This is a genomic window from Pseudomonas sp. RSB 5.4, from assembly GCF_037126175.1.
Lineage (GTDB): Bacteria > Pseudomonadota > Gammaproteobacteria > Pseudomonadales > Pseudomonadaceae > Aquipseudomonas > Aquipseudomonas fluorescens_H.
Genome location: NZ_CP146986.1, coordinates 3,099,315 through 3,118,340, shown reverse-complemented (window position 1 = coordinate 3,118,340; position 19,026 = coordinate 3,099,315). Strand labels below are relative to the sequence as shown.

Genomic DNA, 19,026 nt, shown 5'->3' with positions numbered 1-19,026 from the left:
GGGAGCGGGCTTGCTCGCGAATGCGGTGTGTCAGGCAACATTGATGGCGATTGATACGCCGCATTCGCGAGCAAGCCCGCTCCCACATTGGGATCTATGGTTTTGCTGAAATCGGGGCAGGTAAATCTGCCCCTCCTTCGGTTAAGCGTAGCTTTCGATCGACGGGCAGGCGCAGACCAGGTTGCGGTCGCCGAACACGTTGTCGACGCGGCCGACCGGCGGCCAGTATTTGCCTTCGACCAACGACGCCACCGGATACACCGCCTGCTCGCGGCTGTACGGATGGGTCCACTCGCCGACCAGCTCCGCTGCGGTGTGCGGAGCGTTTTTCAGCGGGTTGTCGTCCTTGTCCAGCGTGCCGTTTTCCACCGCGCGGATTTCTTCGCGGATGCGGATCATGGCGTCGCAGAAGCGGTCCAGTTCTTCCTTGGATTCGCTTTCGGTCGGCTCGATCATCAGCGTACCGGCCACCGGGAACGACATGGTCGGCGCATGGAAACCGAAGTCGATCAGGCGCTTGGCAACGTCATCGACGCTGATGCCGCTGCTGTCTTTGAGTGGACGCAGGTCGAGGATGCATTCGTGCGCCACCAGACCGTTGCTGCCGGTGTACAGCACTGGATAGTGCTCTTCGAGGCGACGGGAAATGTAGTTGGCATTGAGGATCGCCAGTTGCGAAGCACGCTTCAGACCGGCGCCGCCCATCATGCGAATGTACATCCAGGTGATCGGCAGAATGCTTGCGCTGCCGAACGGCGCTGCACAGACCGCGCCCTCCTTGCGTGCCATCTGGCCGTGACCCGGCAGGAACGGGGTCAGGTGCGACTTGACGCCAATCGGGCCTACGCCCGGGCCGCCACCGCCGTGCGGAATGCAGAAGGTTTTGTGCAGATTCAGGTGGCTGACATCGCCGCCGAACTTGCCCGGTGCGCAGAGGCCGACCATCGCGTTCATGTTGGCGCCGTCGATGTACACCTGGCCGCCGTTGTCGTGAATGATTCCGCAGATTTCGCGGATGCCTTCTTCGAACACGCCGTGGGTCGACGGGTAGGTGATCATCAGCGCCGCGAGGTGTTCGCGGTGCTCGATGGCCTTGGCGCGCAGGTCTTCGATGTCGACGTTGCCACGCGCATCGCACGCGGTCACCACCACGCGCATGCCGGCCATGTTGGCGGTGGCCGGGTTGGTGCCGTGGGCCGACGACGGGATCAGGCAGATGTCGCGGCGCTCGTCGCCACGGCTCTGGTGGTAAGCGCGAATCGCCAAGAGGCCTGCGTATTCACCCTGCGAACCGGCGTTCGGTTGCAGCGAGATCGCGTCGTAACCGGTGGCGGCGCAGAGCATCGCTTCCAGTTCGTCGGTCAGTTGCTGATAACCGGCGCTCTGTGCGGCTGGGGCGAACGGGTGCAGGGCCCCGAATTCGGCCCAGGTCACCGGGATCATTTCGCTGGCGGCGTTGAGTTTCATGGTGCACGAGCCCAGCGGGATCATGGTGCGATCCAGTGCCAGGTCCTTGTCCGCCAGTTTGCGCAGGTAGCGCATCAGCTCGGTTTCCGAGTGATAACGATTGAACACCGGGTGGCTGAGGATCGGCGACTGACGCACCAGCGCCGCCGGGATGGTGCTTTGCACCGAAGCGGCCAGCGCAGCGAAGTCCGGCAGGGTCTTGCCGTCGGCGAACAGCCTCCATAGGGTTTCGATGTCAGCCTGGGTGGTGGTTTCGTCCACCGACAGGCCCAGACGCTCGGCATCGATGACTCGCAGGTTGATCTGCGCGGCGTGTGCCTTGTCGTGCAGGGCGGCGGTGTGTGCACCGGTGGCGAGGGTCAGGGTGTCGAAGAAGCTTGTCTGCTCGACTTTCGCGCCCAGTGCGCTCAGGCCCTTGGCCAGAATCGCGGTCAGGTGATGCACGCGGTTGGCGATCTGCGTCAGGCCTTTCGGGCCGTGGTACACGGCGTACATGCTGGCGATGTTGGCCAGCAGCACCTGCGCGGTGCAGATGTTAGAAGTGGCCTTCTCGCGGCGGATATGTTGCTCGCGGGTCTGCATCGCCAGACGCAGGGCCGGCTTGCCGAAACGGTCAACCGACACGCCGACCAGACGGCCCGGCATGTCGCGCTTGAACGCATCCTTGGTGGAGAAATAAGCCGCGTGCGGGCCACCGAAGCCCAGCGGCACGCCGAAGCGTTGCGCGGAACCGATGGCGACGTCGGCGCCGAACTCGCCCGGAGCGGTCAGCAGCGTCAGAGCCAGCAGATCAGCGGCCACGGCCACCAGCGCGTTGGCGGCGTGGAAACGCTCGGTCAGTTCGCGGTAGTCGAATACATCACCGTTACTCGCCGGGTATTGCAGCAGTGCGCCGAAGAACGGCGTGACGTCGCTCAGTTCACGCTCATCGCCGACCACCACGTCGATGCCCAGCGGCTCTGCACGGGTGCGCAGCACGTCGAGGGTTTGCGGGTGGCTGTGGATCGAGGCGAAGAACTGGTGGCTGCCCTTGTTCTTGCTCAGGCGTTTGCAGAAGGTCATGGCTTCGGCAGCGGCGGTGGCTTCGTCGAGCAACGAGGCGTTGGCGATCGGCAGGCCGGTGAGGTCGCTGATCAGGGTCTGGAAGTTCAGCAGCGCTTCGAGACGGCCCTGGGAAATTTCCGGCTGGTACGGGGTGTAAGCGGTGTACCAGGCCGGGTTTTCCAACAGGTTGCGCAGGATCGGCGACGGCGTGTGGCAGTTGTAGTAGCCCTGGCCGATGTAGGTCTTGAACAGTTGGTTTTTGCCGGCAATCGATTTGATCATCGCCAGTGCATCGGCTTCGCTCAGACCGTCGTCCAGGCCGAGCACGCTGGTGCCCTTGATGCTTTCCGGGATGACGCTGGCGCTCAGGGCTTCGAGCGAGTCGAAGCCGAGGCTGTTGAGCATGGCTTGCTCGTCACCGGCGCGCGGGCCGATGTGACGGGCGATGAATTCGTTGGCAGTGCCGAGGTTTACTTGGGTCATTTCGCTACTCCTCAGGCTTCGGCTTGGGCTTTGATCAAACGGTCGTAGGCGTCTTGATCCAGCAATTTCGCTACAGCGGCGGCGTCGCTTGGCTGGAAGCGGAAAAACCAGCCTTCGCCCAACGGATCTTCATTGACCAGTTCCGGGCTGCCGTCCAGTGCCGGGTTCACTTCCACGACTTCACCGTCGAGGGGCATGTACACGCCGCTGGCGGCCTTGACCGATTCCACGGTGGCGGCTTCGGCGCCTTTTTCGTAAGCCTGCAGCTCAGGCAGTTGCACGAACACCACGTCGCCCAGGGCGTTCTGCGCGAAAGCGGTGATGCCGACAGTGACGCTGCCGTCAGCTTCGGTGCGCAGCCATTCGTGATCTTCAGTAAAACGCAACTCGCTCATGGAAACTCCTAAGGGGGCCAGACTCGTCTGGTGGACGCGGTGGAAGGCTTGGGCGGGAAAGCCCTGATTTTATGAGCGGTTACTTAGCAAGAACGCGGCCATCTTGGATTTATTTATATAAATCAGATAGTTGGCTGTTTTTAGGAGTGGTCGGAATCGAGTGTCTGTAGCGAAATCGCTACAGCTTGGGGCGGGGAGAAAAGCTGAAGCGGATCAAAGCCTTGCACAGCGGTGATCGGAGGACGGTGTAGCGATATCGTTCCGCTGTAGCGCTTTCAGTACAGATGGAAGTCGCTTTTGAACGGATTTCGAATCCGTCACTTATCCCCCTGTGGGAGCGGGCTTGCTCGCGAAGGCGTCAGATCAGTCGACATCACTGTTGAATGACCTACCGCATTCGCGAGCAAGCCCGCTCCCACATTTTTGACCGCGTGCGGCTTACGGTTTGTTGGGAATGCCGTATTTGCGCAGTCGATGGGCGATCGCCGTGTGCGAGGTCTGCAGGCGGCTGGCCAGTTGGCGGGTCGAGGGGTAGCTGACGTAGAGTTTTTCCAGCAGCGATTTTTCGAAGGATTCCACGGCCTGTTCGAGGCTGTCGACGTCGCTGTCGGCCTGCCGCGCCACCGAGGTGCCGGCGATATCGAGATCGCCGATGTCGACCAGACTGCTTTCGCAGATCGCCGCCGCGCGGAAGATCACGTTCTGCAACTGCCGCACGTTGCCCGGCCAGCGGTTGCCGAGCAGCGCCGGATAGGTGCCGGGGGCCAGACGGCACACGGGGCGCTGGATCTGCGCACAGGCCTGCTGCATGAAATAGCGCGCCAGCAGCAGGATGTCCTGACCGCGTTCACGCAGCGGCGGCACTTCGACGTTGAGCACGTTGAGACGATAGAACAGGTCTTCGCGGAACAGCCCTTCGCTGACCATTTTCTCCAGGTCGCGGTGCGTGGCGCTGAGGATCCGCACGTTGACCTTCACCTCGCGATCACCGCCCACTCGACGGAAGCTGCCGTCGTTCAAAAAACGCAGCAGCTTGGCCTGCAAGTACGGCGACATCTCGCCAATCTCGTCGAGAAACACCGTGCCCTGGTTTGCCAGTTCCATCAGCCCCGGTTTGCCGCCACGTTGCGCGCCAGTGAAGGCGCCGGGGGCGTAGCCGAACAACTCGCTCTCGGCGAGGTTTTCCGGCAGGGCCGCGCAGTTCAGCGCGAGGAACGGCGCACTGTGCCGCGCACTGATCGCGTGACAGGCGCGGGCTACCAGTTCTTTGCCGGTGCCGGTTTCACCTTGAATCAACAGCGGTGCGTCGAGGGCGGCGACTCGTTGCGCGCGGGCCTTGAGGGTGCGGATCGCCGGGGACTCGCCGAGCAGCGCATCGAAACCTTCGGCATGGTCATGGTGCAACGCCGAGAGCTGTTCGCCGATGCGGTTCGGCTGATACAGGGTCAGCAGGGCGCCGGCGTCGGTGATCGGTGTAGCGTCGAGCAGCAGAGTCTGGCCATTGACGGTAATCTCGCGCAGCGGCAGACGGAAGCCTTGTTCGAGCAGGGTTTCCAGCAGACCGGGATCGTTGAACAGCTCAGAGACACTTTCGCCCGCCGGTTCACGCCCGTACAACGCGATCAGTGCCGGGTTGGCCAGCAACACCTTGCCGGCGCTGTCGAGGGCGAGCACGGGATCGGTCATCGCCGCGAGCAACGCGTCGAGCTGCAAGTGCCGACGCTGGCCGGGGAGAATGTCGACCACCGTCACCGCTTCAACACCGAGTACGCGAAACAACGCATCTTTGAGTTCTTCGAGCACTTGCGGGCTCAAGGTCGGGGCGTCGATGTAGACGTTGGGCGGGATCATCTCCACCGCATCCAGATTGAGATTGCGTCCACCGAGGATAGCCAGGACTTCCTGGGTGATGCCGACGCGGTCGATGAAGCTGACGTGGATACGCATGGGGCGGTTCAGTGTTCTGCAGTGCGGAGGGTGGCAAGTATGCCTTGGGGCGGGGCAATGGTGAAATCTGCAACGATTGGCAGCGCTACACAGATACCTTGTGGGAGCGGGCTTGCTCGCGAAGGCGCCAGGTCAGACTGCATAAATGGTGACTGACCCGGCGCCTTCGCGAGCAAGCCCGCTCCCACAGGGGAAATGTGCTGTGTTCGGGTTATTCGAGGTGTTCCGGTTTGACCGGATCCCCGGACTTCATATTCAGCTGCACCCGTACATCTTCAAACATCAGGTCGTAATGTTTGTGCTGCGATCCGATGCTGCTGTGGGTCTTGGGAATGCCGTATTTCTCGGCGATTCTCGTTATGTCCCTGGCGAAGTTGTAGGCCTGGTCCTTGGGCAGGAAGAAGGTTTCTTTCATGTCCTTGCCCTGGATTTTGCCGTGCAGGGTGAACTGCATCCCTTTGCCTTCTTTGGGATCGGTGAACACTTCATAGTCGATGCACAGGTCGTAACTGACATCATCGTCGTTCAACGCGTGCCGCTCGATGTGCAAATGACCCGGTTCGAATATGGCCATGGGTTTCTCCTTTCAAGGCATGGGAGAAGGGCAGACCCTAAGCCTGCCCTCGGAGTTTCTAGTTATCGATAGCTGATGCCCGGCTTCGCCGTGCTGACGCGCGTACCGGCGGTGCCCTGGACGATCGCTTCGATGTCCGCGAGCGAACCGATCACCGCGACCTTGCCAGTATGGCGCGCGAATTCGCAGGCTGCCTGCACCTTCGGCCCCATGGAGCCGGCGGCGAAACCCAGGCGTTCCAGTTCGTCCGGGTGCGCTTCGGCGATGGCTTTCTGTGTCGGCTTGCCGTAATCGATGAACGCCGCGTTGACGTCGGTGGCGATGACCAGCAAGTCGGCTTCCAGTTGCTCGGCGAGCAGCGACGAGCACAGGTCCTTGTCGATCACCGCCTCGATGCCCTTGAGGTTGCGGTGCTCGTCGTACATGGTCGGAATCCCGCCGCCGCCAGCGCAGATGACGATGCTGCCCTTGTCCAGCAGCCACTTGATCGGACGAATCTCGAAGATGCGTTTCGGCCGTGGACTGGCCACCACTCGACGGAATTTGTCGCCGTCGGCGGCAATCGCCCAGCCTTTTTCGGCGGCGAGTTTTTCCGCTTCGGCTTTCTCGTAGACCGGGCCGATCGGCTTGCTCGGGTTCTGGAAGGCCGGGTCCTTGGCGTCGACTTCAACCTGGGTCAGCAGGGTGGCGAACGGCACTTCAAAGTCCAGCAGGTTGCCCAGTTCCTGTTCGATGATGTAGCCGATCATGCCTTCGGTTTCGGCACCGAGCACGTCCAGCGGGTAAGGGGTGACGGAGGTGTAGGCCGCCGCCTGCAGCGACAGCAGGCCGACTTGCGGGCCATTACCGTGGGCGATGACCAGTTGGTTGCCGGGATGGATCTTGGCGATTTGCTCGGTGGCGATGCGGATGTTGGCGCGCTGGTTGTCAGCGGTCATCGGCTCGCCACGACGGAGCAGGGCGTTACCGCCCAGAGCTACGACGATACGCATGGTGCATGTCCTTCTAATCAGAGGAGAGGCAAACGACTCGGTCGTAATGCCAGAACCGCGGGCCTTTGTGGGAGGGGGCTTGCTCCCGAAGGCGGCGGGTCAATCGACATCACTGTTGAATGACACACCGCTTTCGCGAGCAAGCCCGCTCCCACATTTGGATTTGGTTCCTTCAGTGGGAGCTGTTTCAGTTACAGATCAGCCAGGGTCGAGACCAGAATCGCTTTGATTGTGTGCATGCGGTTTTCCGCTTGCTCGAAGGCGATGCAGGCTGGCGACTCGAACACGTCGTCGGTCACTTCGATGCCGTTGGCCAGGTGCGGGTACTGCTCGGCGATCTGTTTGCCGACTTTGGTATCGCTGTTGTGGAACGCCGGCAGGCAGTGCATGAACTTGGTGCGTGGGTTGCCGGTGGCTTTCATCAGCTCTTTGTTGACCTGGTACGGCAGCAGTTGCTGGATACGTTCGGCCCATGCCTCGACCGGTTCGCCCATCGACACCCAGACGTCGGTGTGGATGAAGTCGACGCCTTTGACTGCGGCTTTCGGGTCTTCAGTCAGGGTGATGCGGGCGCCGGATTCTTCCGCGTATTTCTTGCAGCGATCGACCAGATCGTCATGCGGCCACAGGGCTTTCGGCGCGCAGATGCGCACGTCCATGCCGAGCTTGGCGCCGACCAGCAGCAGCGAGTTGCCCATGTTGTTGCGCGCGTCGCCGAGGTAGGCGTAGCTGATTTCGTGGATCGGCTTGTCGGCGTGCTCACGCATGGTCAGCACGTCGGCGATCATTTGTGTTGGGTGATATTCATCGGTCAGGCCGTTGAACACCGGCACCCCGGCGAACTTCGCCAGCTCTTCGACGATTTCCTGTTTGAAGCCACGGTATTCGATGGCGTCGTACATGCGACCCAGCACGCGGGCCGTGTCTTTCATGCTTTCCTTGTGGCCGATCTGCGAGGAATTCGGGTCGATGTAGGTGACGTTGGCGCCCTGGTCGTAGGCCGCCACTTCGAATGCGCAACGGGTGCGGGTCGAGGTTTTTTCGAAGATCAGGGCGATGTTGTTGCCCTTCAGGTGTTGCTGCTCGGTGCCAGTGTATTTCGCGCGTTTCAGATCGCGGGACAGGTCGAGCAGGTAACGCAGCTCACGTGGGGTGTGGTGTTCCAGGCTGAGCAGGTTACGGTTGTGGATGTTGAACGCCATGATGATTCTCCTTGGATTCGGTAATCGGCCCGGCCGCTACAGGGTGAGTGCGGCCGGGGAGATGGTCGTTTAGTAATCGATTGGGTCGCGGATGATCGGGCAGGTCATGCAGTGGCCGCCGCCGCGACCACGACCGAGTTCGCCAGCACTGATTGTGATGACCTCGACGCCTGCCTTGCGCAGCAGGGTGTTGGTGTAGGTGTTGCGGTCGTAGCCGATGACCACGCCCGGTTCCACGGCCACCACGTTGTTGCCGTCGTCCCATTGCTCGCGTTCGGCAGCGAAGCTGTTGCCGCCGGTTTCCACCACGCGCAGTTTCGGCAGGTTGAGGGCTTTGGCCACGGTGTCGAGGAAGTTGGTTTCTTCGCGGCGAATGTCGATGCCGCCCTGTTTGCTTTCGTCAGGCCGCAGGGTGAACGCGACGATCTGGTTCACCACTTCCGGGAAGATCGTCACCAGGTCGCGGTCGCAGAAGCTGAACACGGTGTCCAGGTGCATCGCTGCACGGGACTTCGGCAGGCCGGCGACGATGACTTTTTCCACCGCTTTGTTCTTGAACAGGTTCAGCGCCAGTTGACCGATGGCCTGACGCGACGAGCGTTCGCCCATACCGATCAACACCACGCCGTTGCCGATCGGCATCACGTCGCCGCCTTCGAGGGTCGAGCTGCCGTGATCCTTGTCCGGGTCGCCGTACCAGATCTCGAAGTCGGCGTTGGTGAATTGCGGGTGGAATTTGTAGATGGCGGTGGCCAGCAGGGTTTCCTGACGTCGCGCCGGCCAGTACATCGGGTTCAGCGTCACGCCACCGTAGATCCAGCAAGTGGTGTCGCGGGTGAACTGGGTGTTGGGCAGCGGCGGCAGGATGAAGCTGGAGTGGCCGAGGAAGTCGCGGAACATCTGGATGGTCTTGCCACCGAAGCTGTCCGGCAGATCATCGGCGGACACGCCGCCAATCAGGAATTCGGCGATGTGCCGTGGCTCCAGGCTCTTCAGCCAGGATTTGACTTCGCTGATCAGGCCCAGGCCCACCGAGTCGGCGGTGACCTTGCGCTCGAGAATCCAATCCAGCGCTTCGGGGTTGGCGACGATATCAGTCAGCAGGTTGTGCATTTCCAGCACGTCGATCCCGCGTTCACGCATTTTGGTCACGAAGTCGAAGTGGTCGCGCTTGGCCTGGGCGACCCACAGCACGTCATCGAACAGCAGTTCATCGCAGTTGTTCGGGGTCAGGCGCTGGTGGGCCAGACCTGGGGAGCAAACCATGACTTTGCGCAGTTTGCCGGCTTCGGAATGGACGCCGTACTTAACTTTTTCCGTGGTCATTGCAGTGATCCTCCAGATTACAAATCAGTCAGGTGTTACAGGGTCAGGAAGCCGTCGTAGAGGCCGTAGGCAGCCACCAGGGCACCCACGACCACTGCGGCGAAAATCAGCTTCTCGACGTTAGTGAAAATCGGTTGTTTGAGTTCCAGCTTGGCCTTGGCGAACAGGATCGCGCCGGGTGCGTAGAGCAGGGCCGAGAGCAGCAGATACTTGACCCCGCCGGCATACAGCAGCCACACCGCGTAGATCAGCGCGATGCCGCCGATAATCAGATCCTTGCGTCGTTCGGCCGCGAAGCCTTCGTAGCTTTCGCCGCGCACCGCCAGTAGCAGGGCATAGGCCGCCGACCACAGGTACGGCACCAGAATCATCGAGGTGGCGAGGTAGATCAGCGACAGGTAAGTGCTGGCCGAAAACAGGGTGATGATCAGGAACAGCTGGACCATCGCGTTGGTCAGCCACAGGGCGTTGACCGGTACGTGGTTGGCGTTCTCGCGGCGCAAAAACTCCGGCATGGTGTGGTCTTTGGCGGCGGCGAACATGATCTCTGCACACAGCAGCACCCACGACAGCAGCGCCCCCAGCAGCGAGATGATCAAGCCGACGCTGATCAGCACCGCACCCCAGTGACCAACCACGTGTTCCAGCACGGCGGCCATCGACGGGTTCTGCAATTTGGCCAGTTCCGGCTGGGTCATGATGCCCAGCGACAGCACGTTGACCAGCACCAGGAACAGCAGCACGGTGATGAAACCGATGACGGTTGCCTTGCCGACGTCGGAGCGTTTTTCCGCCCGCGCCGAGAAGATGCTCGCGCCCTCGATGCCGATGAACACCCACACGGTGACCAGCATCATGTTGCGCACCTGGTTCATCACGCTGCCCAGATCCGGGTTTTTCACACCCCAGATGTCGGCGGTGAAGATGTCCAGTTTGAAGGCGAAGATCGCGATCAGCACGAACAGCAGCAGCGGCACGACCTTGGCGACGGTGGTCACGAGGTTGATGAACGCCGCTTCCTTGATCCCGCGCAGCACCAGAAAGTGCACGGCCCACAGCAGCACCGAGGCGCCAATGACGGCGGCAACCGTGTTGCCTTCACCGAATATCGGGAAAAAGTAGCCGAGGGTGCTGAACAGCAGAACGAAGTAACCGACGTTGCCCAACCAGGCACTGATCCAGTAACCCCAGGCGGACGAGAAACCCATGTAGTCGCCGAAACCGGCCTTGGCGTAGGCGTAGACACCGCCGTCAAGGTCAGGCTTGCGATTGGCGAGGGTTTGAAAGACGAAAGCGAGGGTGAGCATGCCGACAGCGGTGATGGCCCAACCAATCAGTACCGCGCCGACGTCGGCGCTGGCGGCCATGTTTTGTGGCAAGGAGAATATCCCGCCACCGATCATTGAACCGACTACCAAGGCAACCAGTGCACCTAGTCGTAGTTTTCCGGGAGCTTCAGACATTGCATGACTCCATTGCAGGAGAGAAGAGTTCACAGCGTAGATCTGTTGTCTGTTCAATCAGCTGACATAGATCAGTGCATGGCCACATTCCATTGTTAATGAATGACTTATGAAACAACTGGAGGCATGACGCTATCGCCTGGAAAGCCCGTCCTAGAGGCTTTTGCCTGATGTGGTTGGGAATTGCTCTTATTACTTTCGAATTAACACGCTAGTTCTTTTTCAGCTTTTGGCAAATTTTCGCCATCTGTTTTCAGTACAGAATTGATTTATTAGGATTCGCGCACAAAACTGTCTTAGCGTGCTAGGCGTTAGCTTCAGTCGCTATATATAACTGGGTATTTCTCGGTATTACCTGATAAACGTCGTGTGGTATTAGGCGTTTAGTTAATAGTTGTTACAAATGAATGAAGGGAGACAAGAATGTCGCAACCGACGCAAAAGCTGCGACTGGGTGCGTTGATCGCCCTAGTGGTGGGTTCGATGATTGGTGGCGGGATTTTTTCCTTGCCACAGAACATGGCCGCCCGCGCCGATGCCGGAGCAATCCTGATCGGCTGGGGCATCACCGCCATCGGCATGCTGACCCTGGCGTTCGTGTTCCAGACCCTGGCCAACCGCAAGCCCGAGCTGGATTCCGGGGTCTATGCCTACGCCAAGGCCGGGTTTGGCGATTACATGGGGTTTTCGTCGGCGTGGGGTTACTGGATCAGCGCCTGGCTGGGCAACGTCGGCTATTTCGTGTTGCTGTTCAGCACGCTCGGTTACTTCTTTCCGGTATTCGGCCAAGGCAATACGCCGGTTGCCATCGGCTGTGCGTCGGTGCTGTTGTGGGCCGTGCATTTTCTGGTGATGCGCGGGATCAAGGAGGCGGCGTTCATCAATCAGGTGACCACGGTCGCCAAGATCGTGCCGCTGATCATGTTCATCGTCATCGCGGCGGTGGCGTTCAAGGCCGATATCTTTACCCGCGACATCTGGGGCCGCAGCAACCCGAGCTTTGGCGGGGTGATGGATCAGGTGCGCAACATGATGCTGGTGACGGTGTTCGTGTTTATCGGCATCGAGGGCGCCAGCGTCTATTCGGCGCGGGCGGAGAAACGCACCGATGTCGGGCGCGCCACGGTGATCGGTTTCCTCGGGGTGCTGGCGCTGCTGGTGCTGGTCAACGTGCTGTCGCTGGGGATCATGAGCCAGCCCGAATTGGCCAGGTTGCAAAACCCGTCGCTGGCGGCGGTGCTGGAACACATCGTCGGGCCGTGGGGCGCGCTGCTGATCAGCCTCGGTCTGGCGGTGTCGCTGCTTGGCGCATTGCTGTCATGGGCGCTGCTGTGCGCCGAAATCCTCTTCGCCACGGCCCGGGACAAGACCATGCCGGCGTTCCTGAAAAAGGAAAACGCCAACCATGTGCCGGTCAATGCGTTGTGGCTGACCAACGTGATGATTCAGCTATTCCTGCTCATCACACTGTTTTCTGCCGGCACCTACACCAGCCTGATCTACCTCGCTTCGTCGATGATTCTGGTGCCGTATCTGTGGTCGGCGGCGTATGCGGTGTTGCTCAGCGGGCGCGGCGAAACCTACGAACATGCCTCGGCCGAACGCACCAAGGACTTGCTGATTGGCGGCATCGCCCTGTGCTACGCGGTGTGGCTGTTGTATGCCGGCGGGGTGAAATACCTGCTGCTGTCGGCGCTGCTGTATGCACCGGGGGTGGTGCTGTTTGCCAAGGCCAAGCATGAGCAGGGCGAGCCGCTGTTCACTCATGTCGAGAAGGGCATTTTTACTTGTGTGGTGATTGGCGCGGGGCTGGCGGCCTATGGCTTGTACAGCGGATTGTTAGCGTTGTGAGGTTGAGGCTTGCGTACCAGCCGCCGTATGACTGGGAGGCTATGCTCGGTTTTCTTGCAGCGCGGGCGGTGGTCGGGATGGAGACCGTGGCTGATGGTGTGTATTCGCGCAGCATCGGTTTGAACGGTGTGCATGGCACGGTTTCGATTTGGCCTGGCACGGGCGATGCGCTGGAGGTCGAACTGGATTTTCCTGATCCGGCGCTGCTGCCGCAGATTGTTGCAAGGTTGCGCCGGCTGTTTGATCTGGACGCCGATCTGGCAGTGATGCAAGGGCATCTGGCGAAAGATCCATTGCTGGCACGATTGATCGCCGAGCGCCCGGGGCTGCGGGTACCGGGGGCGTGGGACGGTCTGGAGCTGGCGTTTCGCGCGGTGCTCGGCCAGCAGATTACCGTGGTGGCTGCGATTCGCTTGGCGGGCAAACTTGTGGCGCAATATGGTGCGCCATTACGCTCGGCGCTGCCGGGTGTGAGTCATGTTTTCCCTCAGGCGAGTGTGTTGGCGACAGCAGATCTGGCGGCGCTGGGCATGCCGAAAAGTCGCGGGCGAACGTTGTCGGGCGTGGCGCAGGCGCTGCTCGATGATCCGCTGTTGTTCGCGCCGGGACGCGAGGGCGGGGTGGCACGGCTGTTGGCGTTGCACGGGATTGGCGAGTGGACGGCGCAGTACATCGCACTGCGGCAGTTGCGCGATATGGATGGCTTTCCTCATGGCGATGTCGGGTTGCTGCGGGCGCTGGAAGTGCTGGAAGGTGTGCGGCCGACAGCGCGGGAATTGGCTGATCGAGCTGAAGTCTGGCGACCCTGTCGGGGGTATGCGGCGCAGGTGTTGTGGACGTCTTTGAGTCGGGCGGATTGAGCCTGAATCAGTGTTGTCGGTGCAGCCGTCTTCGCGAGCAAGCCCGCTCCCACAGGGGAACGCATTTCACCTGTGGGAGCGGGCTTGCTCGCGAAAGGGCGCGAATGGTCATCACCATTGCGGGCGATGTGAACCCAATTCGCTGGCCGGCAACGCCCATTGCAGCGGGGTCTCGCTGATCTTCAGCGGTGCCAGCAAGCGGTGCGCTGGCCCCCACGGTGTCTGTTCCAGCGACAGGCTTTGGTCCTGCTCATCTTCGGCGCGTAACGGATCGCTCGACCCCGGCCCCTGTTCGATCAACAGCTTGGCCGTACGCGCCAGTGACAGGCGCGCAGAGCCACCCTGACCGGTCCTTAAACGTTCGGTCAAAAGTCGGATCGCACTCGCCGCCATCAAATACCCGGTGCCGTGATCCAGCGCCTGCACCGGCAACGGCGTCGGTTTGTCAGCCTGTTTCCAGCGCTGCCCGGCTTCGGCGATGCCGCTGCTCATCTGCACCAGGCTGTCGAAGCCGCGGCGGTTGTGCCACGGGCCGCTCCAGCCATAGGCGTTGAGGCTGACGTCGATCAGCCCCGGCGCCAGTTGTCGGCGGCGTTCGGCGCCGAAGCCGAGATGTTCCAGGGCATCGGCGCGGTAGCCGTGCAGGAGGATGTCGGCGTCTTTCAACAGGTTTTCGAACAATGCACGATCGGCCGGTTGCTGCAGATCCAGTCGCGCACAACGTTTGCCCAGGGTGACTTCCGGCACCACGCCCGGCTCGTTCCAGCTCGGCGGGTCGATGCGCAGCACATTGGCGCCGAGGCCGGCGAGAAAACGGCTTGCGGTGGGGCCAGCGAGCACGCGGGTCAGGTCCAGCACTTTGAGCCCGGCCAATGGTTGCGCGACTGAGCCTGCCCAGGGTTGCGCGATCTGTTGGTGATCGGCACTGAAGTGCACCAGCGGCTCGGCGTTTACTGCCAGCCCCTGCGGGTGTTGCTGCCACTGCGCCCAACTGCGCATTTCGGCGGCGCAGCCCTTGGCGTCGACTATCGCTTGCTCCAGATCGGCGCCGCTCCATTGCGCGACTTTCGCCGCCATCGCTGCACGATCGGCGCAGGCACCGAGCACGCTTTCGGCTGCGGCGCGGTGATGCGGGGCGTTGGTGTGCAGGCGGATCCAGCCGTCGCGGGTCGCGTAGTCGCCGGCGATCGGGTCCCACAGCGGCGGTAAATCCCAGCCCATGGGGCGGATGGAAGAAGCGAACCAGAACGAGGCCAGACGCCGATCAACTTCCACGGCGGGCAAGTGCCCGGTCTGTTGCCGGAGCAGTTCGCTGACGGCCTGAGCGGCAGCGGCGATGCTCGCGCAGGCCAGATCGGTGACGGCGAACGCCGAGGGCAGGGCGCCGCTGTTGGTGAACGGAATCGGCGTTTTGGGCAAGCCGAGTGCGGCTTGAATGGACGTGAGTAAATCAGTCATCGAAGGCCCTCCGGGAGAGAGGGCGATGATAGTGCAAAAAAATGTCGGGGCAGATGAAAACGCCAGCGGGTGAATACTTACCCTGTGGGAGCGAGCTTGCTCGCGAAGAGGTCATCACATTCAGCATCATCATTGAATGGTAGACCGCATTCGCGAGCAAGCTCGCTCCCACAGGGCTCAACGGTGTGGCGTTAAACGCGGAACTGATCCATCAATTTCATCTGTTGACTGGCCAGGGCGTTGAGCTGGCTGCTGATCGCCGCCGATTCAGTGGCCTGTTCGGTCAGCGTCTCAGTCACGGTGCGAATCGCCGAAACGTTGCGATTGACCTCTTCGGCCACGGCGCTCTGCTGTTCGGCGGCGCTGGCGATCTGCAGGTTCATGTCGCTGATCACCGTCACCGCATCGCTGATCTTGCCCAGCGCGTCCACCGCCTGACGGATCTGCCCGGCGTTGTTGTGCGCCTGAGTCTGGCTCGAATGCATGGTCGCGACCACGCCACGGGTGCCGGTCTGGATGCGTTCGATGACGATGCGGATTTCTTCCACCGAATCCTGAGTGCGCTTGGCGAGGTTGCGCACTTCATCGGCTACCACCGCGAAACCACGACCGCTTTCCCCGGCGCGGGCGGCTTCGATGGCGGCGTTGAGCGCCAGCAGGTTGGTCTGTTCGGCGATGCTGCGGATGACTTCCAGCACCGAACCGATCTGCTCGCTGTTGACCGCCAGTGCTTCGACTTCGGTCACCGCTTTGCTGACTTCATCGGCCAGTTGATTGATGTCGCGGGTGCTGCGCTCGATGATCGACATGCCGTCCTTGGCCGACTGATCGGCACCCTTGGCGGCGTTGGCCGCGTTCGACGCGCTGTTGGCGACGTCATGCGCGGTGGCGCTCATTTCGTTGGACGCGGTGGCGACCTGATCGATTTCGCGGAACTGCACCTGCATGCCTTCGCTGGTCTGGCGGGCGATTTCCGAGGACTGATCAGCAGTGCCACGCGCTTCGGTGATGCTCTGTTTGATCTGGGCGATGGTCGGTTGCAGCTTGTCGAGGAAGCGGTTGAACCAGTTCACCAGTTCGCCCAGTTCATCTTTCTTGCTGTAGTTCAGGCGCTGGGTCAGGTCGCCTTCACCGCTGGCGATGTTCTTCAGCATTTCAGCAACGCTGTTGATCGGCCGGGTCACGCCCGACGCGGTGAGCCAGATCAGCAGCAGGCCAATCAGACCAGCGACTACCGCCACCAGCAACGCGGTGATCACCCCGGTTTTCTGCGCATCGTCGAGCACCGCTTGCAGCTTGACCGAATCGGCCAGCAGCACCTGTTTCGGCAGGTCGATGACCACGCCCCAGGCCCGCGAGTTACCAATCGGATCGACCGGGTACACGGCGCGAATCAGGTCGCCCTGTTCGAGAATTTTCGGCGTGCCGCTGCTGACCAGTTGCAGGACATCCTTGCCTTCGGCACCGAGCGTTTCGCTGATTTGTTTGCCGACTTTCTTCGCATCGGAACTGTCCGCACCGAGCACGCCGCTGCCGGAGACGATCAGCATGTGCCCGGCGCCGTTGAACAGGTCGCGCTGCGAGTCGAGCGCCGCCGCTTGCAGGGCATCGAGGGCGATGTCGACGCCGACCACGCCGATGGCCTTGCCGTCGACGATCAACGGCACGGAAATGGTGGTCATCAACATTTCCTTGGTCCCGACGGTGTCGGCGTACGGGTCGAGCAGGCAGGTACGCTTGTTGTCGCGAGGGCAGGTGTACCAGCTGTTGTACGGCGTGCCGCTGACGCTGAGGGTGGTCTTGGTCATGTCTTCTTCGACCATGATCGTGTTCAGCGCCGAGCCGGCGGCGCGGCTCCAGTAGGTCGCAAAACGCCCGGCTTCGTTGGACTGGCGCGCCGCATCGTTGACGAATTCGCTGTCCTTGCCATCGAGGCCGTTGGGTTCGAAAGCGAGCCAGATGCCGAGCACCTTGTCGTTGCGCTCGAACGCGGTTTTCAGGCTCTGATTCAACTCTTCACGCAGGGCACCAGCCTCCAGCGAACGCTTGGCGGCCATCACGCGCATGTCCTTGATCTGGTCGGCCAGGGCGGTGATCACCGTCAGGCTTTCGCCAAAGGTCTTCTGTACTCGCACCGCCTGCTCGGCCGCCTTGGCCTGCAACAGGTTCTGCACACTCGCGGTGAGCATCTTGCTGCTGGAGTCGCTGACCACTTCGTCGTTCTGGTTGGTCTGGTAAATGTTTATGCCGACGATCAGCGCAACCACGCCGAGCAGGCACAGACCGGAGAGCAGGACGATTTTCAGGCGAATGGAGAGAGAGTCGAACATGGGGCGATCTCGTGAATGAATGAGCAGGTGGCCACGGGATGAACTACCCGGTTCGCCAAATCCATTCAGCGCCATGCATTGCTCATCGGCGTGCAGCGAGGGCGCATGAGGCGCTTGCCGACGAACGGTCAGCGCTAAACGTTTGCGCAGGGGATTGTGCTGAAAAGGCGATTAATTACAGGGAAGTTTCAGCCTGATGAACGCCGGAGTGCTGCGGGTGATGAGGCTTTGTGGTGAGGGGATTCATCCCCGATGGACTGCGCAGCAGGCCCAAAACCTGAAACCCGGTTTTCACTGACGCTCCGCAGATGCTTGATAAGTGGCTGCTTCGCAGCCATCGGGGATGAATCCCCTCACCACAAAAGCTCATTTGCCAAAAATAGCGGGCGGTCAGGCGGGGGGCGGGAGCGCTTCCGGGCGTGACCAGATCCACAGATTGCCCAGACTCATCCCGGCAATCGCCAGATACACCGGCCAGCCGTGATCGAGCATCACCAGCATCAGCGTCGCGCACAGCAGCATGCTGACGGTGGCGCTGACCTTGGCCTTGCGCGCGATGATCTTGCCGTTGCGCCAGTTGCTCAGGATCGGCCCGAACAGCCGATGATTTTCCAGCCAGGCACTCAGGCGCGGCGAGCTGCGGGTCGCGGCCCAGGCGGCGAGCAGGATGAACTCGGTGGTCGGCAGGCCGGGCACGACGATGGCGATCAGGCCAATGCCGAGGCTGACATAGGCCAGCAGGCCGAACAGCAGGCGGGCGAGTTTTGACGAGGCGGGTTGCGGCATGGGCTCGGGATTGCTGTGAGGCGAAACGGGGGATTCTACAGGCTAGCGCTGTTCCCATGTGGGAGCGGGCTTGCTCGCGAATGCGCTGTGTCAGTGACATATCAGGTGACTGACACAGCGCATTCGCGAGCAAGCCCGCTCCCACAAGGGGATTTGTGTTGTGTCAGGCCGGTTCGGCTGCGGTCGCGTAAGCCTGTTCCAGCAGCACGGTGAAGCGGTTGAACGCGTCGATCGCGCCTTGCTCGACTTCGGCTTCTTCCTCGGCAGTGAACTGCAGCGAGTCGAGGGTGCGCACGAAGCTTTTCCAGCCTTCGGCACGACCGCCTTCCGGCTCGCCCAGGTGACGGGCGCCGAAGGTTTCGCTGAGGTCCAGCGCCACCGCGCGTTTGATCAGGAACGCGGCGCCGAGCTTCGAACCTTCGGAGACGAAGATCCAGCCGAGGGCGCGAGCCTTGGTCGGGTTTTTCAGCGCACCGGCCACCGGTGCCGGGATGTCGGTGTCCAGATCCGCCAGGTCGGCCTTGGCCGCTTCGGCGCGGCAACGGGCCGGCAGATCCGGGACGATGGCAGCCAGTTCGGCGTCGTTGTACAGGTCTACCAACTCCGACTGGAACAGGTATTGCGCGACCACGAAACGCGCGAAGTTGGCGCGGGTTTCGAACGGCGCGTGGGCCTTGACCAGGGCGTCGAGCTTGCTGTGCGGCTCGTGGGTGATCTGGTTCAGGCGTTGTGAACGCAGGGCTTTTTCCGATGTGGTCATGGGGTGTCCTTGATAAAAGAGGCGCTTGATAACGAGACGAACGGGCAGGTGCCAAACCGTAAAAAAAGCCCTGCGATGCGCTGAACAA

General features: G+C 61.5%; 14 protein-coding genes and 2 pseudogenes. 4 read left to right on the top strand and 12 right to left on the bottom strand.

The window, feature by feature from the left end; all coding sequences use genetic code 11:
* Positions 1 to 141: 141 nt before the first annotated feature.
* Positions 142 to 2,994 (bottom strand): aminomethyl-transferring glycine dehydrogenase, encoded by a 2,853-nt coding sequence (gene gcvP, locus V9L13_RS14060; RefSeq protein WP_338802810.1) that lies wholly within the window; start codon positions 2,992 to 2,994, stop codon positions 142 to 144.
* An 11-nt stretch (positions 2,995 to 3,005) separates the two neighbouring features.
* On the bottom strand, positions 3,006 to 3,389 hold the full coding sequence (gcvH, locus tag V9L13_RS14055) for a glycine cleavage system protein GcvH (protein ID WP_338802809.1): 384 nt from the start codon (positions 3,387 to 3,389) through the stop codon (positions 3,006 to 3,008).
* 331 nt (positions 3,390 to 3,720) lie between these two features.
* Between gcvH and V9L13_RS14050 the strand changes: the two are divergent.
* A pseudogene (locus V9L13_RS14050) lies at positions 3,721 to 3,807 on the top strand (metal ABC transporter ATP-binding protein); the annotation flags it as partial.
* Between the two features lie 20 nt (positions 3,808 to 3,827).
* On the opposite strand, the gene V9L13_RS14045 reads toward V9L13_RS14050, so the two are convergent.
* From V9L13_RS14045 to arcD (V9L13_RS14020), 6 genes are all read right to left on the bottom strand, one after another.
* Positions 3,828 to 5,336 carry a sigma-54-dependent transcriptional regulator gene (locus V9L13_RS14045; RefSeq protein WP_338802808.1) on the bottom strand — a complete coding sequence of 503 codons (1,509 nt, stop codon included), beginning with the start codon at positions 5,334 to 5,336 and terminating at the stop codon, positions 3,828 to 3,830.
* A gap of 211 nt (positions 5,337 to 5,547) precedes the next feature.
* Complete coding sequence (locus V9L13_RS14040) at positions 5,548 to 5,910, bottom strand: DUF5064 family protein (RefSeq protein WP_338802807.1); 363 nt, start codon at positions 5,908 to 5,910, stop codon at positions 5,548 to 5,550.
* Between the two features lie 62 nt (positions 5,911 to 5,972).
* A complete protein-coding gene (gene arcC / locus V9L13_RS14035; protein WP_041068605.1) occupies positions 5,973 to 6,902 on the bottom strand; it encodes a carbamate kinase in 930 nt (309 codons plus the stop codon).
* A gap of 191 nt (positions 6,903 to 7,093) precedes the next feature.
* Positions 7,094 to 8,104, bottom strand: coding sequence for an ornithine carbamoyltransferase (locus V9L13_RS14030; protein ID WP_003227481.1), 1,011 nt, complete (start codon positions 8,102 to 8,104; stop codon positions 7,094 to 7,096).
* Between the two features lie 69 nt (positions 8,105 to 8,173).
* Positions 8,174 to 9,430 carry an arginine deiminase gene (arcA, locus tag V9L13_RS14025; RefSeq protein ID WP_338802806.1) on the bottom strand — a complete coding sequence of 419 codons (1,257 nt, stop codon included), beginning with the start codon at positions 9,428 to 9,430 and terminating at the stop codon, positions 8,174 to 8,176.
* Positions 9,431 to 9,465: 35 nt separating this feature from the next.
* Positions 9,466 to 10,893 (bottom strand): arginine-ornithine antiporter, encoded by a 1,428-nt coding sequence (arcD, locus tag V9L13_RS14020; protein WP_338802805.1) that lies wholly within the window; start codon positions 10,891 to 10,893, stop codon positions 9,466 to 9,468.
* Between the two features lie 423 nt (positions 10,894 to 11,316).
* Between arcD (V9L13_RS14020) and arcD (V9L13_RS14015) the strand changes: the two genes are divergently transcribed.
* Positions 11,317 to 12,744 carry an arginine-ornithine antiporter gene (arcD, locus tag V9L13_RS14015; protein WP_103486275.1) on the top strand — a complete coding sequence of 476 codons (1,428 nt, stop codon included), beginning with the start codon at positions 11,317 to 11,319 and terminating at the stop codon, positions 12,742 to 12,744.
* The gene (locus tag V9L13_RS14010; RefSeq protein ID WP_338802804.1) at positions 12,741 to 13,604 is read left to right on the top strand and encodes a DNA-3-methyladenine glycosylase; all 864 of its coding nucleotides are present in this window, start codon (positions 12,741 to 12,743) and stop codon (positions 13,602 to 13,604) included. The genes arcD (V9L13_RS14015) and V9L13_RS14010 overlap by 4 nt, the downstream gene beginning before the upstream one ends.
* A gap of 111 nt (positions 13,605 to 13,715) precedes the next feature.
* On the opposite strand, the gene V9L13_RS14005 is transcribed toward V9L13_RS14010, so the two are convergent.
* On the bottom strand, positions 13,716 to 15,062 hold the full coding sequence (locus V9L13_RS14005; protein WP_338802803.1) for a CoA transferase: 1,347 nt from the start codon (positions 15,060 to 15,062) through the stop codon (positions 13,716 to 13,718).
* 69 nt (positions 15,063 to 15,131) lie between these two features.
* Here V9L13_RS14005 and V9L13_RS14000 point away from each other — a divergent pair.
* Positions 15,132 to 15,236: pseudogene (locus V9L13_RS14000) on the top strand (DUF4381 domain-containing protein); the annotation flags it as partial.
* A gap of 17 nt (positions 15,237 to 15,253) precedes the next feature.
* On the opposite strand, the gene V9L13_RS13995 reads toward V9L13_RS14000, so the two are convergent.
* From V9L13_RS13995 to V9L13_RS13985, 3 genes are all read right to left on the bottom strand, one after another.
* On the bottom strand, positions 15,254 to 17,392 hold the full coding sequence (locus V9L13_RS13995; RefSeq protein ID WP_226499540.1) for a methyl-accepting chemotaxis protein: 2,139 nt from the start codon (positions 17,390 to 17,392) through the stop codon (positions 15,254 to 15,256).
* 390 nt (positions 17,393 to 17,782) lie between these two features.
* Positions 17,783 to 18,178 (bottom strand): YbaN family protein, encoded by a 396-nt coding sequence (locus tag V9L13_RS13990; protein ID WP_338802802.1) that lies wholly within the window; start codon positions 18,176 to 18,178, stop codon positions 17,783 to 17,785.
* 163 nt (positions 18,179 to 18,341) lie between these two features.
* Entirely contained in the window at positions 18,342 to 18,938 is a 597-nt protein-coding gene (locus V9L13_RS13985; protein ID WP_338802801.1) for a biliverdin-producing heme oxygenase, read from the bottom strand.
* Positions 18,939 to 19,026: the final 88 nt, after the last annotated feature.

Excerpts from the sequence above, each read along its gene's own strand:
- gcvP (WP_338802810.1), bottom strand. The coding sequence starts at position 2,994 with ATGACCCAAGTAAACCTCGGCACTGCCAACGAATTCATCGCCCGTCAC.
- gcvH (WP_338802809.1), bottom strand. The coding sequence starts at position 3,389 with ATGAGCGAGTTGCGTTTTACTGAAGATCACGAATGGCTGCGCACCGAA.
- V9L13_RS14045 (WP_338802808.1), bottom strand. The coding sequence starts at position 5,336 with ATGCGTATCCACGTCAGCTTCATCGACCGCGTCGGCATCACCCAGGAA.
- V9L13_RS14040 (WP_338802807.1), bottom strand. The coding sequence starts at position 5,910 with ATGGCCATATTCGAACCGGGTCATTTGCACATCGAGCGGCACGCGTTG.
- arcC (WP_041068605.1), bottom strand. The coding sequence starts at position 6,902 with ATGCGTATCGTCGTAGCTCTGGGCGGTAACGCCCTGCTCCGTCGTGGC.
- V9L13_RS14030 (WP_003227481.1), bottom strand. The coding sequence starts at position 8,104 with ATGGCGTTCAACATCCACAACCGTAACCTGCTCAGCCTGGAACACCAC.
- arcA (WP_338802806.1), bottom strand. The coding sequence starts at position 9,430 with ATGACCACGGAAAAAGTTAAGTACGGCGTCCATTCCGAAGCCGGCAAA.
- arcD (WP_338802805.1), bottom strand. The coding sequence starts at position 10,893 with ATGTCTGAAGCTCCCGGAAAACTACGACTAGGTGCACTGGTTGCCTTG.
- arcD (WP_103486275.1), top strand. The coding sequence starts at position 11,317 with ATGTCGCAACCGACGCAAAAGCTGCGACTGGGTGCGTTGATCGCCCTA.
- V9L13_RS14005 (WP_338802803.1), bottom strand. The coding sequence starts at position 15,062 with ATGACTGATTTACTCACGTCCATTCAAGCCGCACTCGGCTTGCCCAAA.
- V9L13_RS13995 (WP_226499540.1), bottom strand. The coding sequence starts at position 17,392 with ATGTTCGACTCTCTCTCCATTCGCCTGAAAATCGTCCTGCTCTCCGGT.
- V9L13_RS13990 (WP_338802802.1), bottom strand. The coding sequence starts at position 18,178 with ATGCCGCAACCCGCCTCGTCAAAACTCGCCCGCCTGCTGTTCGGCCTG.
- V9L13_RS13985 (WP_338802801.1), bottom strand. The coding sequence starts at position 18,938 with ATGACCACATCGGAAAAAGCCCTGCGTTCACAACGCCTGAACCAGATC.